At 35.2% G+C, this 26,696-nt stretch carries 29 protein-coding genes and 1 pseudogene; 6 read left to right on the top strand and 24 right to left on the bottom strand.

All coding sequences use genetic code 11. The annotated features are described in order from the left end of the window. Nucleotides 1-62: 62 nt before the first annotated feature. Entirely contained in the window at nucleotides 63-554 is a 492-nt protein-coding gene (locus tag ACFYKT_RS14735; protein WP_389221067.1) for a hypothetical protein, read from the bottom strand. A 75-nt stretch (nucleotides 555-629) separates the two neighbouring features. After that, nucleotides 630-926, bottom strand: a complete 297-nt coding sequence (locus tag ACFYKT_RS14730; protein WP_389221064.1) for a hypothetical protein — start codon at nucleotides 924-926, stop codon at nucleotides 630-632. Nucleotides 927-1,204: 278 nt separating this feature from the next. On the opposite strand from ACFYKT_RS14730, the gene ACFYKT_RS14725 reads away from it, so the two are divergent. Further along, the gene (locus ACFYKT_RS14725) at nucleotides 1,205-1,519 is read left to right on the top strand and encodes a hypothetical protein (protein WP_389221061.1); all 315 of its coding nucleotides are present in this window, start codon (nucleotides 1,205-1,207) and stop codon (nucleotides 1,517-1,519) included. Between the two features lie 141 nt (nucleotides 1,520-1,660). Here ACFYKT_RS14725 and ACFYKT_RS14720 read toward each other — a convergent pair whose 3' ends face one another. After that, nucleotides 1,661-2,281: a DUF6944 family repetitive protein gene (locus tag ACFYKT_RS14720; RefSeq protein WP_389221058.1), complete on the bottom strand. Its 621-nt coding sequence runs from the start codon at nucleotides 2,279-2,281 to the stop codon at nucleotides 1,661-1,663. Between the two features lie 207 nt (nucleotides 2,282-2,488). Continuing rightward, a complete protein-coding gene (locus tag ACFYKT_RS14715; protein WP_389221056.1) occupies nucleotides 2,489-3,763 on the bottom strand; it encodes a Zn-dependent hydrolase in 1,275 nt (424 codons plus the stop codon). A 171-nt stretch (nucleotides 3,764-3,934) separates the two neighbouring features. Here ACFYKT_RS14715 and ACFYKT_RS14710 point away from each other — a divergent pair, with 171 nt between their 5' ends. Beyond that, complete coding sequence (locus tag ACFYKT_RS14710) at nucleotides 3,935-4,804, top strand: alpha/beta hydrolase (RefSeq protein ID WP_389221053.1); 870 nt, start codon at nucleotides 3,935-3,937, stop codon at nucleotides 4,802-4,804. A 109-nt stretch (nucleotides 4,805-4,913) separates the two neighbouring features. Here ACFYKT_RS14710 and ACFYKT_RS14705 read toward each other — a convergent pair whose 3' ends face one another. The 9 genes from ACFYKT_RS14705 to ACFYKT_RS14665 form a co-directional block, all read right to left on the bottom strand. Beyond that, nucleotides 4,914-5,273 carry a hypothetical protein gene (locus ACFYKT_RS14705; RefSeq protein WP_389221051.1) on the bottom strand — a complete coding sequence of 120 codons (360 nt, stop codon included), beginning with the start codon at nucleotides 5,271-5,273 and terminating at the stop codon, nucleotides 4,914-4,916. Between the two features lie 57 nt (nucleotides 5,274-5,330). Then, a complete protein-coding gene (locus ACFYKT_RS14700; protein ID WP_389221048.1) occupies nucleotides 5,331-6,638 on the bottom strand; it encodes a purine/pyrimidine permease in 1,308 nt (435 codons plus the stop codon). A gap of 96 nt (nucleotides 6,639-6,734) precedes the next feature. Then, on the bottom strand, nucleotides 6,735-7,190 hold the full coding sequence (locus ACFYKT_RS14695) for a nucleoside deaminase (RefSeq protein WP_389221045.1): 456 nt from the start codon (nucleotides 7,188-7,190) through the stop codon (nucleotides 6,735-6,737). Nucleotides 7,191-7,232: 42 nt separating this feature from the next. Then, nucleotides 7,233-8,774 (bottom strand): xanthine permease, encoded by a 1,542-nt coding sequence (locus tag ACFYKT_RS14690; RefSeq protein ID WP_389221042.1) that lies wholly within the window; start codon nucleotides 8,772-8,774, stop codon nucleotides 7,233-7,235. A 411-nt stretch (nucleotides 8,775-9,185) separates the two neighbouring features. After that, complete coding sequence (gene arcC / locus ACFYKT_RS14685) at nucleotides 9,186-10,145, bottom strand: carbamate kinase (RefSeq protein ID WP_389221039.1); 960 nt, start codon at nucleotides 10,143-10,145, stop codon at nucleotides 9,186-9,188. 23 nt (nucleotides 10,146-10,168) lie between these two features. Continuing rightward, nucleotides 10,169-11,335, bottom strand: coding sequence for an ankyrin repeat domain-containing protein (locus ACFYKT_RS14680; protein ID WP_389221036.1), 1,167 nt, complete (start codon nucleotides 11,333-11,335; stop codon nucleotides 10,169-10,171). A 93-nt stretch (nucleotides 11,336-11,428) separates the two neighbouring features. Next, on the bottom strand, nucleotides 11,429-12,856 hold the full coding sequence (locus ACFYKT_RS14675) for a YlbE family protein (protein ID WP_389221034.1): 1,428 nt from the start codon (nucleotides 12,854-12,856) through the stop codon (nucleotides 11,429-11,431). Nucleotides 12,857-12,858: 2 nt separating this feature from the next. Further along, nucleotides 12,859-14,403, bottom strand: a complete 1,545-nt coding sequence (fdrA, locus tag ACFYKT_RS14670; RefSeq protein ID WP_389221031.1) for an acyl-CoA synthetase FdrA — start codon at nucleotides 14,401-14,403, stop codon at nucleotides 12,859-12,861. Further along, nucleotides 14,403-15,284, bottom strand: a complete 882-nt coding sequence (locus tag ACFYKT_RS14665) for a DUF2877 domain-containing protein (RefSeq protein WP_389221028.1) — start codon at nucleotides 15,282-15,284, stop codon at nucleotides 14,403-14,405. The genes fdrA and ACFYKT_RS14665 overlap by 1 nt, the downstream gene beginning before the upstream one ends. Before the next feature lie 271 nt (nucleotides 15,285-15,555). On the opposite strand from ACFYKT_RS14665, the gene ACFYKT_RS14660 reads away from it, so the two are divergent. Next, a complete protein-coding gene (locus ACFYKT_RS14660) occupies nucleotides 15,556-17,253 on the top strand; it encodes a PucR family transcriptional regulator (protein ID WP_389221025.1) in 1,698 nt (565 codons plus the stop codon). Between the two features lie 139 nt (nucleotides 17,254-17,392). Here ACFYKT_RS14660 and ACFYKT_RS14655 read toward each other — a convergent pair whose 3' ends face one another. From ACFYKT_RS14655 to ACFYKT_RS14630, 6 genes are all read right to left on the bottom strand, one after another. Further along, nucleotides 17,393-18,016, bottom strand: a complete 624-nt coding sequence (locus ACFYKT_RS14655) for a class I SAM-dependent methyltransferase (protein ID WP_389221022.1) — start codon at nucleotides 18,014-18,016, stop codon at nucleotides 17,393-17,395. Nucleotide 18,017: 1 nt separating this feature from the next. Beyond that, a complete protein-coding gene (locus ACFYKT_RS14650) occupies nucleotides 18,018-18,197 on the bottom strand; it encodes a hypothetical protein (RefSeq protein ID WP_389221019.1) in 180 nt (59 codons plus the stop codon). 50 nt (nucleotides 18,198-18,247) lie between these two features. Next, entirely contained in the window at nucleotides 18,248-18,691 is a 444-nt protein-coding gene (locus ACFYKT_RS14645; protein ID WP_389221016.1) for an Rrf2 family transcriptional regulator, read from the bottom strand. Between the two features lie 187 nt (nucleotides 18,692-18,878). Continuing rightward, a complete protein-coding gene (locus ACFYKT_RS14640; RefSeq protein ID WP_389221013.1) occupies nucleotides 18,879-19,580 on the bottom strand; it encodes a metallophosphoesterase family protein in 702 nt (233 codons plus the stop codon). Between the two features lie 180 nt (nucleotides 19,581-19,760). Beyond that, nucleotides 19,761-19,970, bottom strand: a complete 210-nt coding sequence (locus ACFYKT_RS14635) for a hypothetical protein (RefSeq protein ID WP_389221010.1) — start codon at nucleotides 19,968-19,970, stop codon at nucleotides 19,761-19,763. A 184-nt stretch (nucleotides 19,971-20,154) separates the two neighbouring features. Continuing rightward, entirely contained in the window at nucleotides 20,155-20,715 is a 561-nt protein-coding gene (locus ACFYKT_RS14630) for a histidine phosphatase family protein (RefSeq protein WP_389221007.1), read from the bottom strand. 360 nt (nucleotides 20,716-21,075) lie between these two features. Between ACFYKT_RS14630 and ACFYKT_RS14625 the strand changes: the two genes are divergently transcribed. Further along, entirely contained in the window at nucleotides 21,076-21,525 is a 450-nt protein-coding gene (locus ACFYKT_RS14625) for a YaiI/YqxD family protein (protein WP_389221004.1), read from the top strand. Between the two features lie 31 nt (nucleotides 21,526-21,556). On the opposite strand, the gene ACFYKT_RS14620 is transcribed toward ACFYKT_RS14625, so the two are convergent. After that, nucleotides 21,557-22,150, bottom strand: coding sequence for a M15 family metallopeptidase (locus ACFYKT_RS14620; RefSeq protein ID WP_389221001.1), 594 nt, complete (start codon nucleotides 22,148-22,150; stop codon nucleotides 21,557-21,559). 356 nt (nucleotides 22,151-22,506) lie between these two features. Between ACFYKT_RS14620 and ACFYKT_RS14615 the strand changes: the two are divergent. Beyond that, nucleotides 22,507-22,590, top strand: a pseudogene (locus ACFYKT_RS14615) (hypothetical protein); the annotation flags it as partial. A 29-nt stretch (nucleotides 22,591-22,619) separates the two neighbouring features. Then, complete coding sequence (locus ACFYKT_RS14610; protein WP_389220998.1) at nucleotides 22,620-22,748, top strand: hypothetical protein; 129 nt, start codon at nucleotides 22,620-22,622, stop codon at nucleotides 22,746-22,748. A gap of 53 nt (nucleotides 22,749-22,801) precedes the next feature. Here the strand turns inward: ACFYKT_RS14610 and ACFYKT_RS14605 are convergent, their stop codons facing one another. From ACFYKT_RS14605 to ACFYKT_RS14590, 4 genes are all read right to left on the bottom strand, one after another. Next, nucleotides 22,802-23,326, bottom strand: a complete 525-nt coding sequence (locus ACFYKT_RS14605; RefSeq protein ID WP_389221199.1) for a DUF3841 domain-containing protein — start codon at nucleotides 23,324-23,326, stop codon at nucleotides 22,802-22,804. Nucleotides 23,327-24,100: 774 nt separating this feature from the next. Beyond that, complete coding sequence (locus tag ACFYKT_RS14600) at nucleotides 24,101-24,697, bottom strand: cell wall hydrolase (protein WP_389220995.1); 597 nt, start codon at nucleotides 24,695-24,697, stop codon at nucleotides 24,101-24,103. Nucleotides 24,698-25,384: 687 nt separating this feature from the next. Further along, entirely contained in the window at nucleotides 25,385-25,846 is a 462-nt protein-coding gene (locus ACFYKT_RS14595; RefSeq protein ID WP_389220992.1) for an NUDIX hydrolase, read from the bottom strand. 25 nt (nucleotides 25,847-25,871) lie between these two features. After that, complete coding sequence (locus ACFYKT_RS14590; protein WP_389220989.1) at nucleotides 25,872-26,363, bottom strand: hypothetical protein; 492 nt, start codon at nucleotides 26,361-26,363, stop codon at nucleotides 25,872-25,874. Nucleotides 26,364-26,696 lie beyond the last annotated feature (333 nt).

Below are 26,696 nucleotides of genomic sequence, written 5' to 3'. Positions count from 1 at the left end.
GCTCTTTGCCGTCACTTAATTAAACGAAATTTACTCAAGTCTCTTTAGACCCTTTAATTCTATTAATCTATAGAAAGCTCCATTTCTCCTTCATAAAATAGGTACCGATACTTAATAATCACCTTATGAACTGGCTCCTCGTGGCTCAATGTAATCGCATAAATAATAGCGGCTTTGTCTGCTTTGCCTTCATTTACTTCTTTAAGCTGCTCTTTGGGGTTCGTCTTTGGTTTCAGCATTACTTCATCTAAATCTTTAAAAGAATACTCTCTTGCTTCCTCCCCATCAAAATTGTCAGAGATAATGAAGCCTTTAGAGTGATTGCTTACCTGAACTTTTGCTTTTGATGGTTTAGAATTATTATTTACCATCACATCTTGAATCTGGATATCACCGAAAGGGTAATTGTTCCCTACGTCCACTAATACAATTTGATTTTCCATTGCACTAGCACTCTGTATTGCAGTAAAAGGTGGAAGGAATTTCAGACATAAATAACCGGCAGCAAACAGTACTATAACCAAACTGATGCAAATGATTAAAATTCTCTTCAACATTGTTCCTCCTTATCTGTTTATTGAGTCGTCATAGTTACCATTAGTCAATACTTACCACTCTTTTTAATCCTCTCAATCATCCGTAAAAATTTTAAATGCCCCTAATATAAATACTATTGGAAATATCACTAACAGTAATCTGAGAGCGTGTATTTCAAATATGAAACTTAATAGAAAGATAGGCAATCCAACTATAGCAATAATTGAGACGAATTTAGTATAACGGATAGCTGCTTTAGAAATTTCTGGTTCTTCATTGTACATCCATCTCTTTCCAAACAACAAACTTTCTTCCGGGTAAAAATAAGTCCAAATCAACACTGCATATAAAGGAATCATAAGAATTACTGTAATAATAATTTCAGCCATAAAATCACCCCTTTTAAAGGTTAGTTATACTAATGATGACTCTTTTATTATTACGTTTTCTTTCATAAAAGGTTTCTAATTTAATGAAAGGAGATATGTTGTTCCCTCAAAAGATATTTTTTACTTTAGGTAGTTTGCTGAATATTAGCGAACTATTTCTTAAAGACAAATGGAAAATTTATGTTAAAATCATTTTATAAACTACTAAAAAGTTGTTACCAAAAACTTTAAATGAGGTGGGTGTAATAAAGAAAAAGGTAGGATGGTCAATTTCTATAATGGTACTTTTAATAGGAATTGGTATTGGTTACTATTTCATTACATTATCACTATATGAGTCGTCAAAAGATTTATACGGTTTCCCAATTCCTAAAAAAGGCGAATTAGTTCAAGAAAGTAACAAATCAAAAAGTTATGATTGGGCGAGGGCTTCTGAAGAAAATGGAATACCTTTTGATTACAAAATCGCACTTAAAGCAAATGGTTGGAAAAAAGGGGAAAGAGAAGGGGCTTCCGTTTTATACAAAAAAGGAAATCATACAATTGATTTGATTTCTACTACCAAAAGTTTAGATATTATTAAGGTAGAGTAGAAGGCACTTATTAGCCCCCATTGACAATTAGGAGCTTTTAATTGAATGGAAGATAGTTAATTCTACATCCAAAAATGCTCAGAATTTACTCTGAGCGTTTTTACTTGTTATTTATATTGCTAATTTCCCTATTATAAGATTTTATGATTCTTGCATATGATTTGAGTTATGATAGCGCTCGGCTTCTTCTGATTGTATGAGCTGTGTCAATGCTGCAAAAGCAATCAATGCACCAGCAAATTCAATATATGTACCCGCCACTGCAATGGAGTTGCCCTTATCTTCCTTTTCCCGAAGAATATAAAGATTGGAAATCGCATCGAGCAGGGAGCCAAGTGAAATAAGCGCAGCCCCTAGAACTACACCTTTCCCCTCATCCTGCACCCCGAATGCCTCAAACGAACCACCGACGGTTTGAATCCCGCTGCCAAGTGCATTCAACTGCAATCCAGCCTTTTCTTCCACACCCTTCAGAATCATTTCGTTCGCAATCGCATTTGCAGCATTGCCCCCCGCTTGAAACCAGCAGCCGATAATCGCCAAAAGCTCCTTTTCATCTGCTTCTCGATCTTCTACTAATTTTTCACGAGCAATCGCCTGCAGACTATTTCCAATCCCTTCAATCGTATTCCCCTTCACAACAAACGCTAGGCCATCGTCTTCCCTTGTCACAAGTACTTTTGTTGCTCCAACAGCGGAGAAAAACGTGCCTGCCACTAAAAATCCCGTCCCCGTCAAGAGCAGTTCCATATCTTTATCCATTACTCACACCGCCCATCAAGCTATTACTCGCAATATATTCATCTAGTGTGAGATTGTTGAATTATTAATAATGGATCTTCCATCGGTGCGGTTTTAAAAATTTTTTAAAGACTTTTTAAATGGAACAAAATGTAATGTCAGTAAAGAACCAATAATAAGAATAAAAGGACTACCAAAGTGTCATAATAGTGTAACTTTCTCGTTTCTTTAACTAAAATCAGAATCAATTTTAGAATAATGAAGAACAACTTCTTCTAGCACTTCAATACCTATTAATATATCATCTAGATCGGTATACTCGTCCGGATGGTGACTAAGACCATTTACAGATGGAACAAAGATTAGTCCTGTAGGACATAGTTTTACCATATTCATGGCATCATGCCCTGCTCCACTTGGCATCATATTGTACGGGAGATTCCTTTTCTCACAAATTTTTTGTATTACATCATTAATTTCAGCAGATAGCAATACTGGTTCCTCAGAGATTATTTCATGACTAATGATTTCTAGCTGTCTAGTTCTTCCCACTAATTCAATAGTTTGAAATAAATGGGTTAACACCCTCTGCCTTGAATCTACTGAAGTTGATCGGATATCAACTTTAATCTCAACTTCTCCTGGAACAACATTCATTGCACCCGAATGAATATCGACAACACCAACAGTAGCAACAGTTCCATAAGGTTGTTCTTCAATTGCTATTTTTTCAAGCTCCAGAGCTATTTCGGAGGCACCAAGAAAAGCATCCTTTCTCATATTCATTGGAGTCGTACCTGAATGTGAAGGTGTTCCCATTATTATTAGTGATAATCTCACAGGAGCCGCTATTCCTGTAACAATACCAATCTTTTTATTATCGTTCATTAGTACCGGACCTTGCTCTACATGTAATTCGAAAAAAGCCTTTATTTTTTCATCTCTCCTACTTGCAAATTCAATACTATTAATTTCAAATGCGCATAAGGATAGAGCCTCTTCCAATGTCATTCCATCACGGTCTTTTAAATTTCCAACTTTTTCTTTATCAAAAAGACCAGCCATCGCTTTACTCCCTAGGGTTGAAACACCAAATCTAGACGACTCCTCACAAGCAAATGATATAATTTCAATTGGGTGATCTGTTACAATTCCTTTTTCATTGAGTCGTTTAACAACTTCCAATGCAGCAGTAACCCCTACTACTCCGTCATACTTACCCCCTTGGTAAACAGTATCTAGATGGGATCCCATTAACACAGGTGGAAGACCTTTTATTCTTCCTTCTCTTCTAGCGATAATGTTACCGCATTGATCCATCCGTATGTCTAATCCTTCTGCTTTACACATACGCATAAAAGCATGTGTACAAGTCTGTTCTTCATTTGTATATGCAATTCTTGTGATTCCTTTATCACCTGAGTTATATTGATTGATTTTATTAAGAAGCACTTGATATCTCTGCCTGCTATCCATACCGATATCTCCAATCCTATTGTTCATAAATTCTGATTCTTATATTATACAAGCTTCATAATAATTTAATCATCGTATAACCTTCCCAAATGAAAGTGACTTTAATTGTGCAACATGAACAATGATATAAATTTAACGGTTTGCTATACTTATATAAATTCTTTGCATGATCTACTTAATAGGATGTGAATGACACCAATGAAGAGTACTATAATATATAAAAAAAATGATCACTATACCCTTAAAGCTGATTTTTACGGGACAAACCGTAAAAATGCTCCAGTAATTGTTTACATTCATGGAGGCGGCCTACTTTGGGGGACTAGAGAAGAGCTTACCGAGGAAATGGTACAACTATATACTCAAAATGGTTTTGCGTTGTTTTCAATTGACTACAGACTAGCACCGGAATCAAAATTACCAGACATACTTGAAGACGTTCAGGATGCTTTACATTGGGTGGAATCGGAAGGAACAAAATATTTTTCAATTAATCCTGAAAGAATAGCTGTAATGGGAAGTTCTGCTGGTGGTTTTCTTGCACTTAGTACAGGAACTTTTATAAACAAACCTCGTGCACTAGTCTCCTTTTATGGTTACGGTGATATTAGTACAAAATGGGCAACCAGCCCCAATAAATACTACTGTCAAAAAGACTCCGTACCCAAAGAAATTGCTTGGAAGCTTGTGTCAAATCATATTATTACGAAGGGAACTGTTGAAGAACGATTTCTTTTATATTTATATGCAAGACAAACTGGTGAATGGATTCAAGAAGTAACAGGTACAAACCTGCAATTTAATAAGGAGAAGCTATTATCATTTTCCCCCATTCATAATATTAATGAAGGTTATCCACCTACTTTATTTTTACACGGAACGAATGATATGGATGTGCCATATGAACAATCTGTCTTCATGAGGGCCGCATTACTTAAAAAGGGAATAGAAACGAAGTTAATTACAATTCCAAACGGAGAGCACACATTCGACAAAGATTTTCATCATCCTGTTGTGCAAAATGCACTTAAGCAGGTTATTGAGTTTCTCCAAGTTCATTTGGATTAAATAATAAAAATCTGTGAAATAAATAGTAAAGGCTGCTTTTGTATAATACTAGCAGCCTTTTTTATTTCTACTATTTCCCCTTGACATTTTCCTCTTTGCCTACCAATTCTTATTCATTACTTCTTTCCAAAGAACCTGAAGACAAATTCCCCTTATGCAGTATAGCGACACGCTTTGGCAAACGTGCTACAGCTTCTGCCGAGCAACTTGCTGGAACGAGTACCGCAGATGCATCGTCACCAATCTTTGGCCAAACTTGGTTTCCAAATTCATCTAACGGAGTAATGCCACCAGTAGCGAGCGTTAGTGAGCGAGATAGGTTATATTCATTGCTCCAATTATATAATTGTGCAGCAAGATGTGCCTTCTGCAGGATATCTCCAATTCCAAATGGTGACCAGTGATCAGTAATGCTGTCATTTCCAAGCAGAACGTTTACTCCCTGTTTTTGAAGTAAAGGTATCGGCATTACAAGCCTTCCGATTGGAACAGATGAAGCAATGGAAATTCCTAATACCCAAATGGGTTATTCATGTATCTTCTCTACTAAAGTTTTATTATTCTTTAAAAGTAATTCAAGGAAAACAGCAATAAATGTACCCATTAGTAACCCGTTAGAACATATATACTGTATTACACTTGGTAAACCACTAAAGAAATCCTCAGGAAGAAACATAGTGCCAATTCCCACAAGGACTGATAAACCGATAATTGACATATTTCTTTTATTTAATCGCTGTTTTGTTAGTGAACGGAGTGCAATTCCATACATTTCGATTAGTGTAGCTAATAGTGCTGCGCTAGCAACTGGTAATGGAAGTGATGCTAGTAAGCCTACAATGCTCGGGAATACCGAAATCACAATTAATGTTACACAAGCAAAAAGAAATGGAAACATTCGATATTGCTTTGTCAACTTTACAAAGCCAGCAGTTGCTGGTAATGGGACTACACCAATGCTCGAAAACATGGTCGATAATAGATGTGACACTCCACCTACCCATGTACTCGAATAAAGCCTTTCCTGAAACAAGCCTTTTTGATTAGTTATGGTTTCTTCGGCTGAAGAAATAGCAGCAATTGTATTGGAGATTAATAAAAAAGTAAATAGTATGGCCGTAATCATAATACTGCCATTAAGGTCAGGGAACCCCCAGGCAAATAATTTTGGTAGTTTTATCAGTTCATCTGATGTCGATAAAGATATTCTTCCTTCTCCTAAAATGGAAAATAGCACCCACCCAAACAAAATGCCAATTAGAATTGCATAGTTCTTCAACCATCCCTTACCCTTTGTTATTAAAAAAATGATTAGAAAAAATACCAATAAAGAAGGCAAAATGCTGTTCATATTAATTTGAACTTCGGAATTGGCACTTGAGACCATTCCATTCAAAAATACCCAACTTAGTTGAACAGCTAATATAAGTAGAAAAATCCCCGTGACAATCGGAGTAAAAAGGAATAAGATATACCGAACCCACTTTGTTATCCCTAATAAGAATAAAATCAAGCCTGAAATCAGTAGCCCAGCTTCAAGTATTTGCAATGTCTCGACCACAGGTTTTCCTTGCTGTATCCCTATACTTGCGTAAATAACGAAAATGCTCACCCAAGACCCGGCGGGACCGTCTGCAATTGGATATCGATGCCCAAATATTGCTTGGATCAATGAACTGAGACCAACAATAAAAAACACTCGTTGCATAAGTGTGGAAATTTCATCACCTGATAATTGAAAAATATCACCGATAACAATTGGGATCGCTATAGAGTTGGCTAGTAAATAAACAAGCCATTGAATGATACTTAAATAATTTTTCTCCGATTTCATTGATGTTTTTTCACCTTCCGTTTAGAGAAACAATAAAAATAGTAAAATCCGGCACTAGATTCATAGGGCCGGATCAAATATATATGAAAAACTAGATTACTTCTCTTCGTTTAATTTATGGAAATGCTCCCATAAGTGATCACAATCTTCTCTATTTTCAACTTTAACCATATTAAGGACACTATCATCTTCACCTTTTAAATAGTTACGAAGATGTTTGTCAGAAAAACCATGCACATGAGCATCTTCATTTGTGCTGCAGTAGTATACGGTTTTAATTCCAGACCAGATAATTGCACCTACACACATAGGACATGGCTCACATGTAGCATAAATCTCACAATCTGATAAGTCTAATGTTCCTAACTTTTTGCATGCTTCTCTGATTGCAACCATTTCAGCATGTGCAGAAGGGTCTGTATCTCTTAATACAGTGTTTCCTATCGCTACAACAACTTCACCATTTCGTACAATTGTTGAACCAAATGGTCCACCAATTTTTTTATTCATTCCTTCAATTGTTGCATCCACAGCTAATTTCATGTAATCCATCATAAAAGCCTCCCATCAATTTATGTTCACTAGCTTCTATATTTACTCTGTAACAGGACCAATATTTTCTTTCTTATTTACATAGAGTTTATACGCTAAAAATGCTGCAATTAGTAGATATCCCCAAACGAAAGGCATAGCAATATCTTGTGCCATTCCGAGAGTGTTTGTATGAATTGCACCCACAAAAGTTAAAACAGCTCCAAGCACTGCAGCAATTATACCTCCAATAGGCGTATTACGGATAGTAAATACAGCTATACAACCCCAAAGTACACTAGTAATAGGAGCGCCATTACCTAGAGCAACCAAGCCATCATAGAAAAGACCTGCATTGTGCAGAGCAAGTGAAGAAACTTGACCAGCAGCTTCCCCTACTGACATACCAGTAGCTGAAAGTGCATTATTAACAGCAACAAGTGCCCAGTTAGCAACCCATGGGAAGAAACATACAAAGATTGCCGGAGCTTCAAATTTCGGACTTTCTTTAACAACTTGATGCCCTGTTACAATCGCAATAAACACAAGCATCGGAACAATAGCGGCTATTGGAACTACAGCTAGTAAAAGACCCATTAGACTGAAAATCGATAATAAGAATATGGCAACAGAGCTAGCAATGGAATAGCCTAAACCTGCACCAACTTCTTTCCAACCGGCATGACCTACATATACTGTTACTGGGAATGGATTCCCACAAATGCCACCAATTGCAGTAGAAAAACCGTTCGCAAGCATAACGTCTCTAGTGTTGTATTCATCCCCAACAACAGCAGCAGCTTCAACATTTTCTAGATTAAAAATGAAGTTTGATAACCCTAAAGGTATAGCAGTTAATAAATATGGCAAAGCAGCGTCAATATGGTCGAAAAGACCATTTAAATGCAACATAGGAGGATTAAAGCCAAATGATTTTAAAGCTTCAGTAACATCAGAAGGATTTTGATATCCAGCTATCCAAGCAATTGCAGTTCCAACTACGATCAATAATAAACCTGTAGGTATCTTTTTTAATATTGGGTGTTTACTTAACCAGTTCATGAAGATGATTATTAAGGCAACAAATGCCACTACAGGCATTTCAAAAGATTGTAGCATTGGGTTCATGCCTAAGAATACAAATGCCAAACCTGCTAAGGCTGCTAGCAATACAGTTCTTGGGACGATCTTTCTAATCGTTTCACCTATGAATGCACCTAAAAATAAAATGGAAGCCTCTATAAAGCCCCAAAGCACAGCGACTGATGTTGTGAAAACAGCATCCTGTGTTTGATGATATAAAGGGAGCATAATCACAAATACGATAAGAAAAATACCTGGTGAACTAGAACCTGAGGGTAGTGCGGTAACATCTGTTCTACCTGTTTTCTTAGCTAATTTATAAGCAAAATAAGCAAAAATAACACCGGATATCAATACCGCAAGTCCAAAGCCAGGAACAATTCGTTTAAAAACAAACTCTGTTGGCATACCAACTACACCAATTAATAATGAGATCATAACCAAAAAGTCTGTCAAAACATTAACGAACAAACCGAAGGAAGCAGCAATGTCTCCCTTTTTCCAAAAAGTTACATTCCCCATGTGAATTCTCCTCAAAAATGTATTATTTTTTAATACAGCAAACTGGAATAGGAATTAAAGTATGGGATTCAAAATGAAGTACCTTTTCACCTTTGAAAACGTTTTCATCAATCAGCAATTTTAGGAATTGCAGGTTCTATTTCATGACTAAATTCTTTTTTTGCAAGAATAATCTTTCAATTCTATAAACACTGTTGATAAAATTAGACTGACAATAGCAGATTAAACATATTGCCCAAAAGTGTCATCGCAAAGTAAACCCCAAAAAGAATAGATTCATTTATGCATGTTATACAATGGAATGTGTACAACTATAGACAATCCGATTAAATGTCATATAAAACTAGATTTCTAAAAATGTTGCAAGATTTCAGCATGTACTAGATTACTATATTTTGATTACTTTCTGCTTTAGTGCCCAGACTTTATGATATGGGTGCCAGCCTTGCCAATTATCGCATCTTTCAAGCTTTCTGGATCTGTAATAATAACTCGCGAACCGTTCTTTTTCATAAAATGTAAACTGGCTTCAATTTTTGGTAACATACTTCCTGCAGGGAAGTGACCTTCTTCAACATATTGCTTCGTTTCTTCGACTGTAATGTTTTCAAGTGCCTTTTGATTAGGCTTTCCAAAGTTGATACAAACTCTTGAAACACCTGTTGTTATGATCAATATTTCGGCATTAATTTGCTCCGCTAATAGACTAGTTGCAAAATCTTTGTCAATAACAGCGTCTATGCCTTCATATGTGTTTTCTTCCGTTTTGACAACTGGAATACCGCCGCCACCTATAGCAATAACCACATAACCAGCATCAATCAATGATTTAATCGCATCCTTCTCAAGGATATCAATTGGTTTTGGTGATGGAACGACTCTTCGATATCCACGACCGGAATCTTCAATAAAAATCCAATCTGGATGCTCCTTTTTCATTAATTCAGCTTGCTCTAATGTAAAGAATGAGCCTACAGGTTTTGTTGGATTTTTGAAATTCGGATCATCAATACTTACTTCGACCTGGGTAATGACAGTAGCGACTTTTTTGTTAATGCCTCTTTTCGAAAATTCATTCGTCAACGCCTGCTGAATTTGGTAACCAATACCACCTTGTGTATCTGCTACACAATTAACAAGCGGTACAGAAGGCATCCCGGCTACTTCACCAGCAATTTCAGATCTTCTCAATCCAAAGCCGACCTGTGGACCATTTCCGTGAGTAACTACAACATTAAAGTCTTGTTCAACCATATCTGCGATGTTTACCGCAGTATCACATACTGCCTCATACTGGTCTTGAACTGAATCTAAACCATTATCTTTAACCAATGAGTTGCCACCGATAGCAACAATAACTAGTTTTCCCACTGGTATACCTCCTAATTAATTGTCTACTTTCTTCCTAGTAATTCGATCGACTGCTCTTTGTGTAAATGATATAAAGGATTAGTCGAATCATGTTTGATAGCATTTTCAATTGCTTCAATCGCCTCTTCATGTCTTCCTAAAGATCTAAGGCTGTTAGCTTTATGGAAAGAAAAGTCATATCGATGCGGTTGGAGAGCTAAAAGCTTGTCCATCTCAGTGACAGCTTCTTCGTGTCTTCCAAGTTCTCTTAAATAATTTGATTTATGATAACGGTAAAAGGTCTCATTCGGATCAAGATTACAAGCTTTATCATATTCAGCAAGCGCTTCATCCTGCCGCTTCATGAGTCGTAAGCAATTCGCTGTATAGAAATAAAAGTCAAGATCATTAGAATCTACTTGTAATGCAAGTTTGTATTGTTCAAGAGCCTCTTCATATTTCTTTAGTTCTTGTAATAAATACCCTTTATAAAAATACAAATCTAGGTTTTCACGATCTGTTTCAAGTGCTTTGCTAAGTATCATGATAGCTTCCACAAATTTATTTTCTCTATAAAGCATTTTTGCTTGCTGGATGCTAGCATTCGTTTCGACATACTCTTTGGTAAGGATCTTTACGACCTTTTGTTGATTGAGCTCTTCTGCATGCTGAAGTGATGACTTACCATCTCTATCCTCAAGGTTTATATCTGCACCAGCTTCGACAAGAAGTTGGATAACGTCAGAATATAATCGTCCACCATTCCCTAAGATTACTGACTCTAATAATGCTGACCAACCCAAATCATTCACGTGATTAACTGGAACTCCAGCATCTAAGCAAATTTGAACGGTTTTCAAATATCCTTTTTCACTAGAGGGAAGCAATGCAGTACCTCCAAATCGATTGACGCTTTTGAGATCAGCGCCATATTTGAGCATCAAGCTTAATATTTCATGAAATCCGTTTGCACCAGAGCAAATAAAGGGAGTTAACTGGGTAATATCTCTTGTATTAACATCACTTCCAGCTTCTAATAAAAGCTTAACTACAGAAATTTGATTTTTTTGTGTGGCAGCCATTAAAGCAGTACTGCCATTCACATCTTTAAAATTAACACTTGCACCTTCTTGTAAAAGACGTTCTACTTCTGGTAAATGACCACTTTTACTAGCAATAATTAGGTTCTCATGTAAGGTTTGATCATACATACATTCTATCTCCCTAAACATTTTTCTAGTTTCAGGGAAGCAAGTAAATCTTTCTAGAATAAAAGATTCATTTAGCTTCCCAAATTGTTTTTATTAATTAATATTTTCACTAAAAGCAAGCAAAGCCTTTTCAAATGCCTCTACTGGAGGATTTGTAATTCCCGCTCCAATCATCCCAATCCCAGCATCTTTATGAGCAATTGCTGTATTGATTATCGGCATAATACCTGTTTGAAGTACTTTTCGAACATCGATTCCTGTTGGGACACCCATAAAGTCAAGGAGTGGAATTGTAACATTTGGATTTTCTGTTGTTGTTATTTCTTTCATATTAGTAGAGTATCCAATCGCTTCTTCAACAGTACCGCCAACAAGTGCAACAATTGCCGGAGCTGTCGCCATTGCAAATCCACCAATTCCATATGTTTCAGTAATAGCACTATCACCAATATCAAGACCAGAATCCTCTGGTTTGTAACCGGCAAACATTGGTCCGACAACTTTTTGAGCTGGACCAGTAAACCATGTATTTCCAGGCATTCCGCTTACACGGATTCCGAACTCTACCCCATTACGAGCCATTGTTGTAACAATTGTGCTATTTTCAATACCATGTGCAGCATCAAGAGCACATTTTGCAAGAGCCATCCAAGTTGGGCCCGAGAAATAATCACTACTTGCTACAAATTCAAATACTTCTTTCTTCTGTTCTGTAGTAAAATCTGTTTGTAGAAGATAAGGAGTTAAAGCTTGAATTAATAACGTTGTACCAGCGATATTTCTGTTATGACACTCATCTCCCATATGAAGAGCTTGTGCTAGCATTAAGCGTAAATCTATTCCATTTGGATTTAGCTTCATTGCATCTCTCAACATAGGTCCTAACACGTCTCGCATCCATACCAAGCGATCAATAACACTTTGATCATTAGCACCCATTCTTAAAATCTTCGATAATTGTTCACTTAGGTTTGTATAGGCAATGTTTCCATATGTTTTATTCTCAACAATATGCATGAACATTGAAGCAGACGTTACACCCGCCATTGACCCTACACAATTATGCTCATGACAAGGCGAGAAGGTAATTTCTCCTGATGCTGCAAGCTCAGCAGCTTCCTCAATATCCTTAGCTAAACCTTCAAAAACTATAGCTCCTGTAACTGCACCCTTCATTGGTCCATTCATTTTATCCCATGTAATTGGCGGTCCTGCATGAAGGATTGTCTTTTTTGTCATACCAGGAACGACATTAATAGCTTGGTCGAATCCAATTAAAACAGGCTGTGAGTTCACAATTCTTTCTACAGCTAATTGATTTGCAGCTTCGATTTTCTCCATCGTTTCAGGGTTATCAAGCTTATCAAGAGCCATAATTATTTCCGGATTTCCTCTTCCAGGCGGTGTCCATTCCAAATGGGTAACACTCGCATTCTGCTCTACCATATCGTCTTTGAAAGATTCTATTCCCACATTGATAACATTGAGTTTACTAGTAAAAAGTTCGTTTATTTTACTCATAGCTATTCTCCTTTCACAACAAATTCTCTTGCCAATAGACCTGCATTTTGACTGCTGCTTGCATGTGTAACTCCAGCAGCTAATAATTTATTGACTTGTTCCTCGATATCTTGACGGTCTAATTCTGTTCCAAGTACATAGCCAACAATCTCCAAATGTCTACCTTCTAGTTCTGCATTTTGCTTTGCCTCAATCATCGCTGGAAGCATGGCGCCAACTGGATCTTCATGAGCACCATATCCTAAAACAAAATCCATTACGATAACTCCAACTGATGGATCCTTCGCTTCTTGGTTAAATCTCTCAATACGAGTGGACGGATCAATCATCGGATGAGGCTTACCTTGTGTAAATTGATCATCTCCAAAATCAATAAATGTATGCTCCTGGCTCACTTTCACATCTTTCAAACGATAATGAGGATCTCTTTGTATATTGCTGTAGACATTATCAAACTTTTCCATCGCAGCATGCATGGCTTCATCACACAAAGTCCCACCACTAAATAAACCACGAATGTATTTTTGTTCAGGTTTTAATTTCGTACGGACTTCTTCAATAAGTGGGATATTCAAAGCACGTTTATTAAGCTTGCTTTCATCTGCGCCAGCTAATAGAACTGCCTTAAGCGCTGCCTCTTTTGACATTTTTGCAAAATGTCCGCCCGCTTTTGTGACCTTTTCTTCATCTCCACCAACAAACCAAACAACAACTGGTTTTTTACATTGTTTAATTTGTGCTAACACCTTTTCTTCCACACTTGATGCAGGCGGTTTAGAAACAAGAACGATAACTTTCGTCGCTTCATCTTCCTCAAGCGCCTTAATACCATCTAGCATCATAATTCCGCCAACTTCTTCACTTAAGTCTCTTCCACCAGTTCCAATTAATTGAGTAATACCGCCTCCGAATTCATGAATACGGACACTTACCTCTTGGCTTCCAGTTCCTGATGCACCAACGATACCAATATTCCCTTTTCTCACTGCATTTGCGAAACATAGAGCAACATTGCCTATAATAGCTGTTCCACAGTCAGGTCCCATCATTAATAAACCTTTTTCATGTGCTAAATTCTTTAATTCAATTTCGTCTTCAATGCTCACATTGTCACTAAACATCATTACATGGAGATCATTTTCAAGAGCTTTTCTTGCCTCTCTAGGTGCATACGCTCCATTAACAGCTATGATCGCTAAGTTAGCTTCAGGAATACTTTGTGCAGCCGATGTAATTGTTGAATACTTTACCTGGCTCTTACTTTTGGAAGTATTTTTTTTTGTGAGTAATTCATTAATACTTACGAAAGCGCTTTCGCATTGCTCATCATTAACAGCCTTAACAACAATCATCAAATCGCTATTCTTTGCCTCTTCTACTTCAGGAGTCATTAAACCGACATTCCTAATTACCTCTTTATTCATTTCAGTACCCATTGCAATAATCGCTTGTTCAACGCCTTCAATTTGATTTGCCTTTGTTGATAACGACATTAATGATACAGAGTCAAAATATGTGTTTGGTTTGATCACAACTTGTACAGTCATCATTTACCTCCATCTTTTAAATTTATTTCTATTCCAGCAATAAGCCCTAAGGCTATATCCGTACCGGATGAAGAACCTATTTTTAGTACTTTATTTAATGAGAGAAGTAACTCCTCTTCATTGCCATTAATCAAATGATCAATTAATAGAATAATTGACTCTCTTACCTTACCAACTGATGCCTTTTTTAGTGCCATGTAGCTAATATCATTTGTTAAGGTTTTTGCTATTTTAACTACTTCTTCACAAAAGGATTGATATGAAGAACAAGGACTGTTTTTCATCTTCAAAATGGTAAACAAGCCAACTAAAAAATCATCACCAGATGGGGTTAATCCTGGGCCAAGGCCTATTAGAGAAATCGCATGCTGCAATGCCTTTAACATTTGGTTGTTCTGCAGCTCTTTTATTAACAAGTTCGTTCGTTCATTAAGCATTCTGGACACTTCGGAATCAAACGTTTTTTGAGAGCTTGAATTTTGCTTCATTCCACCACTTTTGCCATGCATTTCAATGTAATTCTTCATTTTTGCTAAATTAATTTTTAATGTTTTGTTATCAGTAGGATATTTCGGTAAAATTGATTCCCACTGACGAACATTGACCATCTTTATTACCATTTTATTTGAAATGAATATACGATTATTTTCAGTCCATACATTGTCATTAATTTCGATATTCATCTTTTCAAAGCTATCCACTTCTATGACAAGACTATTAGGTCCATTATCCATTTCACTGCAAGCAATCGTGTATAACTCACCATTTTCGATACATTGGAAATTGAATGTTCGATTGAATGTGCTATGAACAAAGCCATTGATTTTCGAATGTTTAATTTGGTGGATAAAATCCTTATCACCAGTTATAGCAGGTATCACATAAGTCACCTCTGTTTAGAAAGGCTCATTGAATCAAACTCTATTAGTTATTTCCAGTAATAAAATTTGTCCAATTTATCATTAAGTACCTCCTTCGCATTTCATTTCAAATTTGATTTTGGATTTTTTAGAATAGTAATGAACTTTACATACTCATTTTAGATACATTGTGTAAATTGGTCATCGTGTACCAAAACCAAAAAGAACCTATCCTCTTTGTGCAAGTTGTACAATGAATTGTGGTAAAATTATGTCAAGGAGTTGAGTGGATTTGTTAACAGTTGAAGAATTATTTTCAATAAAAGCCATTGATGGAATAAAAATAATTGCTGGAAAAGACGGAATTAATAACGAAATATCTATTGTTAATATAATAGAAAACCCTGATTCATTTGATTGGCTTTCACCTAATGAACTACTTTTATCGACTGGATATATTTTCAAGGAAAATGAAGAACTGCAAAACACAATAATCAAGGAGCTTGCAGAAATTAACTGTGCTGGGCTCGTTATTAAGATGAAGCGATACTTTGATAAGATCCCTCAAAATATGATTGATCAGGCTAATAAATATGGATTACCACTAATAGAGTTACCGTTTGAATATACACTTTCAAGGGTAATATCAATCATTAATGAAAAGGCGTCTGGGAGATATGATCAATTAAATCGGAAAACGTTAGATATGCATAATTTATTCTTTAGAATTACACTTGAAGGTGGTGGAATCGAAAAAATATCTTCAATGTTATCTGCGACTATAAATAATCCGATAATTATAGTGGACAAAGATTGGAATTTATTACACTACACAGAGCATACGGATAATAAGATCCCTCTTGAATATTGCCTTGATCTGCAAAAAAATAGACAAGTATTTAATAATGAATTCATAGAATCCATACCACAAAATATTAGCGAAATAAAAAAATCCATAAAACGGAAATATCATTTAGAAAATATGGAAATAAAATGCCGAATTCTACCCGCTGCCGTATCCAAAGAGGTATATGGATATATCGTCGTATGGCAAACGGTTCGTGAACTAACTGAATTTGACTACATAATTTTAGAACAGGCTTCTACTGTCATGGCACTTGAAAGGATAAAAGCAAAAGAAATTGAAATTGTCGAATTAAAAATAAGACAGGACTTTTTTGATGATTTGCTTTCTGGAAAAATCACATCTAATGAAACCTTACAAACCTTATGTGATCTACATGGGTTGAATCCGAGCTATATGTATTACAGCATGGTTGTTAATGTTGAACCTAAGAGATTTAATAAAAACGAAGATATGATAAGTGGAAAATACAGAATGGAGAATATCGCTAAAAAATGCGTTGAATTGGTATATGATTTATCATATAAAGCAGATGGGGAGATTACATGCTTTTACAGAAACAATCGAATCATTATTTTAGTTGGTCAAAGCAATGAAAGACCTCCTATTTCAGTTATCAATGTAAAGCAATTTGCTATGAATTTGCATGAGACATTCACAAATAAGATTAAGGAGACAATCTTCTTAATAGGAATTGGACAACAATACCGCACGATTAATTCTCTTCACAAAAGTTTTTCCGAAGCAAATGAAGTAATAAGACTGATGCAGCAGGTCAATGAAAAAAAGGAAATCTCTCATTTTGAAGATTATTCTGTTTACCACCTGTTAGACTCTAATATTAAAATTTCAGCGCTAGAAGACTTTTTCACAAAATGCATCGGGAAAATCTTTGAGCATGATAAAATGCATGGCACAAGCTATATAGCAACCTTAGAGAACTATTTTATAAATAATTTAAATGTGTCTGAAACTGCCAAAGCAATGTTCTTGCATAGAAATACACTCATCTACAGAATAGATAAGATTAAAGAAATTTTAAACACAGATTTGAAGCATTCAGAGGAATTACTGCGGATTCAAATAGCATTAAAGATATTTAGAATTCTATATAAGAATTTATAACACTTTTATTTTTTTCATGGACAAGTAGATTCTAGTTATTACATTCATGTTTTATGGCAACTAAAAAGGAATCGAATTATTTTCGATTCCTTTTTGGTTTCATTCTTATCTAAGATTCGGGTTTATACATTGATTATATCTATCTTTTCTTACATTTTACCATTATAAAATTTATTGAAGGTTTATTTTTCATATGTTTATTTGGCTCATCAATTTCTGAGAATTCTACTAGGCCATATTCTCCAAATTCTTGTTTTATGGAGTCAGTATCATAAAAAAACATTTTTACATCGTCCATTATCTCAAAATAGTCTTTATCCAATTGTTTACCCTTACCAAACATTGGGGCTTTTTTTGAAACAGTTGTAAAAATCATATATCCATTTGGCTCTAGCTGATTATAACAATCTTTAATAAACTTCTCTCTCTCAGGCTTATCTAATAAGTGGATAAGTGCGTGGGAGAATATACCGTTGTAAAGTTTATTATCAAAAGGCATGTTAGTTACTGAACCATGAAATATCCTACTATCAAGTCCATTTTTCCTCGCCAAATCAATTGCCGTTTTTGAAATCTCAATACCAGTAACATTTATTCCATTTTCAATGAAAACCTTCGCATTTCTACCATATCCAATACCTGGTACCAGTATGTCCTTAACATTTTTTTCAAGGAAAAAGTCCTTTGTCAAAATTGCTGAATCTGTTGGTTCAAATCCCCACATTGTTTGTTTTTCAATAAAACTTGATTCCCAGAATTCCATTTTATTTCTGCCTCCCATTACTTTTAGAATTTACAATACTAACCCCGTATAATCTAAAGTCTTCATTTATTAGATCATGCACTACCATACCAGCCTTATTTCCGTTAGCTGCGGCTACAATTAATTGAGAAGCATTCGATCCTGTTGGACTTCCACCGATAAGTGCGCAGTCTAACATCATTTAATTAAGCATATAAAGGACTCTTAATATCTATAATTAGGGCAAAAAAATTAGTGGGAGCTGCTGCAATTATTTTCTTCAAACATCTTAGATTCAATTTGATTGGCAATACTACGAATATGTTTATTTGCTAATTCATCTGTCATCCTTTTTTCAGCTTCTATCATTACATTTTCTATTAGACATTCTCCATTTCTTGCCTCACTATGTTCTAGTGAACAACTAAATAAGCTCGTTCTTCCTTCAATTGCATATATAACATCCAGAAAAGAGATATCAGTAGTACGTTTCGTAAGGCTGTAACCGCCTTTAACACCTGGAGTTGATTCAATTAGTCCTGCCTTTACCAATTTTGTAAGTATCTTTGATAAATAAGTGGGCGATAAATTTTGAACCTTTGCTAATTGATCTACTCCAACCGTTTGATTTTTTGGAGCAATTGTTAAATATACCATTGTGTGTAGGGCATAATTTGTGGCTTTAGAATATTTCATTTTCTACCTTCCTTATAAAAGATATTAAAGAGTTAATATATCTCTAATACATTATAAATATAAAATGATTTTTTTCAAATGATAATATCTCTAATATCCTCAAATAGGTAAGAGAACAATACCTGATAAAAGTATTGTCCTGATTACATAGAAAATTTATCAACTGAAAGTCATGCTCTAATAATTATTATTCAACATAAAAAACTTGTGAACTCTTAACATCCAAACAATACAGCCTTCCACCATAAGCACAGCCGCCATCAATTCCAATGATATTATTATCCCCAAAGTATACATCGCCACTTTCATGTAAATGCTTTGTTGGTGTATGTCCGAACACAATAGTCTTTTCTCCCTTGTATGCCTTGAAGAACTCCTCACGAATCCATACTAATGTATGAGGTTCTGTTGACTCTATTGGTGTCTCTGGATGAACGCCTGCATGAACAAAGATATGGGTGTCTGTTTCATAATAGTACGGTAATTCTTTTAGTGCTTCAATATGTATGCGGATGTCATCATTCATTTGAATAGGTTCAGGCATTTCGTTAGTCGTATACCAATACTCAGCATCGTCCTTTTCAATTTCATAATTGTAATTCTGAAGAGTTTTTATTCCACCATTGTAATACCATCTCTTCAAGTTCATCGGATCACCGTGAAAAGCATCTATCATCATCTTTTCATGATTTCCAATTAATGCAATCGCTCCCTCGCTCTTTAGCTGAATAACTTTATCTAAAACAGCTTTTGAATGAGGCCCACGATCCACAAAATCACCTAAAAGCAGTAGCTGGTCTTGGTCTTTGTTATATTGAACAAGCTCCAAAAGCTTCTCGAATTTCTTAATATCTCCATGAATATCACTTATAGCAAGCATTCTTTTCAACGATCTCACATCCTTATTAACTTGGTTATGTCCTTATCACTTATTCAACTTTATGACCCTTTGATGCCAATGGACACTAATCTTATTTTAGAGATGCACCATTAAATTGAATTGGATATACAACTATTTACAGCAATTTTAGTTCAATAAGCAACTCTCTTTCCCTTTAGTTAAATAATTCTAGTCTTTACTAGAAATAACATTTAAAATAATCAAAAATATTTTTTCATTATTAAATTCACCAACATTTACTAATTGATGAACCTCGACCTTTTCCCCTTCTTTTAAACATACTTGCTTTAAGGCATTATCAATTGCGTTTGTAAAAGAAAAATCCTCGTAAACTCTAGCAATTGTCCATTCAATAAATATTTGATTATTTATCCTCAACTAAATTCCCCTCATTTCATTGGTCTTGTAAAAGAAAGTAGACATATCATTAATTAACCAACTCTTGGATATAATCATAAAGTACATGTTCCTACTTGAAGAAAACTGCCCGTTCGTAAAATAAGTTCAACAAAAAGAGCGTTAATCCTCATTGGGTCGAAGCCCCCATTAGTTGAATAACAATCTAAATCCTATTCCAAATTCTATTAACTTCTTTCAGATTCTTATTATCAAAGGTTAATTTATAAATATCAGGCATATCAAGGTCTTCCCAAAAACTAAAACCATATTTTTCATCAAAGTAATTCATAATTAGTACCATTATATTACCGTGTGTTCCTACTGCAATGTTTTTACCTTCATACATTTCTATTACCCTTAAAATTGCCTTTATCCCCCGTTTTTGGGCGATAATATTGGATTCTCCTCCTTCCAAAGAAAAGGCTGGTTCCTCCCATCCTTTTGATATAGCTACCTTAAAGTTCTCCACAGGTTTTACAGATAATGTCCGTTCCTTTAAACCTTTCTCAATTATAACTTCTTTCTCCAAAAATTTTGCGACTCCCTCAACCGTTTGAATCGCCCTTTTGTATGGACTTGAAATGATAATATCGATTTTTTCATTTTCGAGGATTTCGGTTATCCTTTCTGCATCAGCGAGACCCTTAGTAGATAAAGGTCTTCCTAATTCATCAGGTGTATATGTGGAATGGGCGTGTCGTACAAAGTATATATTAGTTAGCAAAATTGTCCCCTCCATATAATTATCTTTATAAATTTCAACATATAATCTTTTTCCTTCTTCGCTATACTACTTCGATAGTTCAATAGTCTTATTCATTAATACTAACATAATATTCCAAATGAAAAATGGCTTTTTTGAAAATAAAAAGGCAATCAATACATAAATTCACTTTGTAAAGTAATGATTTCCCTTCATCAATTAAACTGATCTATTGTAAAAAAATTGATGCTTCTTTATTGAAGTATCACACCTTTAAAGAAATAATTATAAAATGATTTCAGGTAAACCACCTTTATCGTTTGACAAAGGATAAACTTGCCATTATCATCAACTCAAACAAACTTACAGGGAGAGGAAAACATGAAAATTTATGTTGATGCAGATGCTTGTCCGGTAAAAGATATCATTATCTCTGAAGGTACGAATGCTGAAATTCCTGTTATTCTTGTTACTAGTTTTTCGCATTTTTCTAATGCGGAACAACCATCAGGAGTGGAAACCATTTATGTTGATTCTGGAGCAGATGCTGCCGATTATCGGATTATGAAGTTAGCAGAAAAAGGAGATATAATCGTAACGCAAGATTATGGTCTTGCTTCGCTAGGTTTAGCAAAAGGGTGTGAGGTGCTTCACCATAATGGATATAGCTATACAAATGAAAACATTGACCAATTATTGCAATCACGATATTTGAGTGCAATGGCTCGAAAAAGCGGAAAACGTACAAAAGGGCCAAAACCATTTACATCAGAAGATAGGGAGAAATTTATGAAGCTTTTAAAAAAGACGACTCAAAATTCACATTTATGAATTTTAAAGTCGTCTTTTTCTGGTATGGCTATTAAGATTCTTTAAAAACCGAACGTGTTTCAGTGCCCTCTGTTTTGGGACGTTTTCCTTCTTGCAGATTGTTAATGGTTAAGCCAAAATTCATCTGAAGATGAGGATAATCTTTAAAGCCGCGCCAGTCTCCTCCCCATTCAAAGCCCAGCTCCTTTGCAATTTCTGCAACCTCAAACCAGTCTGATTGACCGTTACCGTTCCCATCATATTCAGTATCCCAGATCACATTACCATCCTCAAGCTGAAGTGCAAAATCGACTGCAAGGCCAAAGTTGTGATAGGAATCGCCTCCCTTTAAATGAGTTACTACTTTTCCGGGAGTTCCTCTGCCCTGATCATAAATCTTGTCTTGCTCCTCAATCGAGCGGTAATCATCTGTGATCAGGATCGTAATCTCTTTTTCTGCTGTTTTTTCTTTTAAAACCTCCACTTTCTCAGCTACAATTGGGTGCAGTTCAGTTGGTGGAGTCTCTGCATTTACCTCGTATTCAACCTGGTCTGATGAGCCAGGATAACTCTTTATGAATAAGAAAGATTGATAGGCGACAAATGCAAGGAGGAATAAAGGCAATAATTTTAGTAGTTTCTTCACAAGTTGTTATCTCACTCCTTCTTAACCTTTTTCGACAAAATCTATTTATAATTTTAACGTAAAAAGGACAAGAATTGCACAAATTCTGTCTTAAAAAATACAAACTACCATACTAGTAAAATGGGCATGGTTAATTCCTTCATATTTAACGGTTTACACAGTTATCATAGAGATGGAAACCGAATCGATTGGTAACAATACAGTATGAACAAATAGAAAAATATGTTAACGAAGCTGTTCCTTACCACGAGTTTATCGATGCAAAAACGGCTCCATCGTGGAGATAGTGCATATGATCGTTATTATGGAGATCCCACGTTACAGAATCCAAACCTTGCTCCAATTAATAAGGCTCCATTCTACGCCTTCCTATTTATCCAGGAGATATTGGCACAAAAGGCGGTCTTGTAATTGATCAAAATGCAAGAGTTATTCGTGAAGATGGCTCTGCAATTGAAGGATTATATGCTTGTGGCTACTGTTCTGCCGCTGTAATGGGCGCGAGACATACCCAGGACCAGGTGCAACGCTTGGACCAGCAATGGCATTTGGCTATATCGCTGCTGATCACATGGCAGAAAAAGTGAAACAAAAATAAAACATGCCGATCATCCCTTCTTGGATGAGCGGCTTTATCAAAAGTGAGAAGTATTAGCCTTTGCCAAGAAATCTTGAAACTTTCTTAATTTGCTCCATTGTAATGCGTGATGTAACACCTTGTAACCAATGTTCTTTATAATCTCCAATCCAATCAGATGGTCTATTTGCCAACCATTGATGGTCGAATAACCGTTCCCAAGTTTTTATTACTTCCTCTTTCGGGAAGCCTTTTCGCTTAAAATCATTCCACTCATTCTCATCATAAACAATTGGAGAATTATTTAAAATCGTATGCCATTCATCAAATGATGACCATAAAATTTCATCCTCTGCAATATCTAATTTCAAAATAACCCATCTCTTTCCTTTTGGTGCAAGAGCCTTTTCATTTCTATTTGGCTTTCTTCTCCATAACCATATAGGATAGTTTTTCATATTACTAAAAACGATATGTTTTTTCATTTGGCTTACCATCCATTCATATGGTTCTGGGAACATAGCAAAATCTTTATTTCCTTCCAGAAACCCTTGTTCACGCATTTTTATATAAAGAAATTCTGGCTGAACAGTGTACACGATCAAAAAAATCCCTCCCTAGCTGTACAATTTGAGTCTTTACTTTCTAAAATATTTTACACTACATTACTCAAAGTTTTGGGAAACAATTCTTATTATTTCTATGTTCAAATAACAAATTGCAACAAATTCACATACCCTCCAATAATTAGTGCATATCTTGGGAATTGAGGTGCAAATATCTCTAAGCACTTTTTTAATTTTCTTTTTTCACGAAACCACCCTTAAGTTGTACAAGTTCATTAAATGCTAAAGCGAGTTTGATAAATAAGCGGAGAAATTTCGCTTATTTAGGAAATAGCACTGTAAATAGCTTAAATAGACGGAAAGGTTCCGAATATTGACCCAAAAAGCGTAAAAATGGGTAACACTGCTTTGCTTAATCGGAAGATCTCCGCTTATAAACCCCGGATAGAGCCCTATCCTGCTGTCAAACTGGAAAATCTCCGTTTGTTTTAAATATCACTGGTTACACAATTGTAATTCACGTACTAAATTGCAAAAACTTCACACACCCTCCAATAATTATTTCATACCCTGTGATTACTATGTGAATTAGGGAAATGGTAAGCAATAAAAATTCTTCAAAATGTTGATAAATCAATAAAAAACGCACTGTGAATTATATTGTGAATTCAAGTGCGTTTTGCTATGTGTTTTATATTGTTTCACCTCTGAGGTAAACCTGCTATCAAGGTATTAAAGGTTTTTTTTATTTGTCTACTTTTCGTTCAACGTACAAAACAATTATGATCCATAGGTTTTTACTCATAATTACCGTGCGAATCGATGATTACCAATTTTTATTGTCACTTGACGGGAGAGAATCCATTTACTTGTTGAAGTTTTTGGATTATAAAAATATAATGAACCTCTTCCTTGTCCTCTAAACGCTAAAGCTTCTTCTACAGCCTTCATGGAAGCGGTATCTGCTTGATGATTAATTTCTCCGTTTTGAACAGGTGTAAATGCATAATGCCCACTTACTTTTTGATAGATTACTTCTTTTACTGTATTTGGGAAGAGAGAACTGTCGACTCTGTTTAAAATCACTGTAGCAACAGCCACTTTTCCTGCGTAAGGCTCACCCTTAGCCTCCGCAGATACAAGTCGTGCCATCAGTTTCTTATCCGCTTCAGATATAGCTGTATTTGGGATAACGAGTTTTTCCCCAGTCAACAGTAAATCACTAGATTTGTTATTTGCTTTCATTAAGCTGGCCACCGGAATCCCATAATTATTCGCAATGGTCCAATAAGTATCGCCTTTATGTACTTGGTGAACATTTGTTGCTGCATTTGATTGTGAGCTAAAACCAAATAGTGTAACTGCTAAAGCTGGTACAATCAATAGTTTCTTAAACTTATTCATCTTATTAGCCTCCTATTTTCCTCATAAAATGATATATAAGTAGGCTAACAGATGTAATAATGTTATTCATGCTCCAAAATATGGTATTTGATAAATATCCCTATGTTTCCCAAGAATACTAATATGGTATTAGTATTGGTAAAGTGTGGTAACTATTATTTTTATACAAAAATTCACTTTATACGCTAAATTTGGTTTTAATGTAACAAAAATTTCGATACTGTAACAACCTTCTACGATATATACTGATTCACAATCGCTATACTTAATCATGGTTTACCTTTAGAACCAAGAAACACCACTTTTGCACCGTAAGCACCGTAAGCTTCAATAACGATTATTTCGTACTAATTCAAAAAATAAAGATCAATTAATTATTCTAAATATTAAAGCCTACTTTCCAAGTACACTTACCCCTGAACCTGAAAAAGCTCATTACCAAGAAGTAGAATTAAAAAACGGGATTATCGGTCGACTATATGGAGGTGGATCTATATTTTTCCAAGTAAATGATGCAAATATTGGTGTCTCTTATTTCAATACACAAATATCATATGAGCAATCTCAAAAAGAACTTATTGAGATTGTTAACCAAATGTTATAAAGACATTTCTTGATTTTAAAAAAACAATCCTTCATTCCAGAAATATCTTACCGTTACTAATTGTGCATCTTTTCACAATTTTATTATTTCTTGTTAGAAAATGATATCGAATATTGATTAATAAGGTTTTTTATCAAAGGATTTAGTCCCTCTGGTAACTCATTTGCTTTAAAAAACTTTGCTTCAGTAGTTTCTTGACCGTCTGCTTCAAGAACCCCACCTTTAATTTCTTTTGAAATATATGCGATTGTAACAGGATAGAATTCATCACCATTTGGTAGTTTAACATAATGCTGTTTTCCCGAAAATACACCTACTAATTCAAGGTTACCAATTTCAATCCCTGTTTCCTCTAACACTTCTCTTCTCCCTGCTTCTTCAGTAGATTCTCCTAATTCAATAAATCCACCAGGAACACCCCAAAGTCCATCGCTCCGTTTTTGTAGTAAAAATTCTCCTTTTTCGTTAATTACCGCTACCGCAACTCCAACTAATATTAGAGGTTGATTTCCAACAATCTTGCGTAAATCTTCAATGTATCCCATAGTCTCCTCCTGAAAAATCATTATATTAATGTTCCTCGAAGAAATCAGTTTTAAAAAAAGGATTCACTCTAATTTCTCTTAGAAAGAATTTTATTGGTGTGCGCTTATTTAAGTATTCCCGTTTAGGAATTAACACTTCTCTTTTCAAACGTTCATGTAAATTATTATCAATTTTGAAGGTTGAATCAGCATTTTCTTCCTCAATCCTAATTAAAAATGAAATGATATATTCATGCATAACAGGGAAATCTCTTTCAATTTTCTGATGATGTTCCAAAAATGCATTAATAAACTTTTCCAATTCAGTCCCTCTATTTAAAAACGGATAAGAACAACAGCTATACCAGTTTCCCAAATTCACAGTAAAAACCGCAATTGCATATCGGCGAGTCTCAAGCTCTGGGTCTCCGAAATAAAAATAATACGGTGCTTCTTCAAAGTCTTGTCCTGTATCAAAATATCCTATTTCGATTCCCTGAAGTCCCCTTTTCACTTTCTCAATAATCTCGTTCGGCACAACGATTCCCCCTAACAAAGAATTTATAATCTCCTTTATATTACCAAAAATACCAATATATGAACTTATATTTTCATTGGGTTGAAGAATAATAGCTATGCCAAACAGCTCTTGAACACCAAACTACCCAGCGTATTGTAGGATTAACCGATATATTGCTATGCAAAGTCCTAAAATACTCGCTTTCATTTTAGATGGATGGTTTCTCTTACTACGAAACAAGTAAAAGAAAACGATTATAAATCCTAAAGGAAACCATAACTCAAAGACACCTTCTTTTGTATTTCGAGAAAAAATCGGTGCAATGTAAGTGCTAATCAGAAAGTAAAAGAA

Source organism: Cytobacillus mangrovibacter, from assembly GCF_042865275.1.
Lineage (GTDB): Bacteria > Bacillota > Bacilli > Bacillales > Cytobacillaceae > Cytobacillus > Cytobacillus mangrovibacter.
Note: the sequence above shows the minus strand (reverse complement) of the source record. Positions and strands in the feature narration are given on the sequence as shown.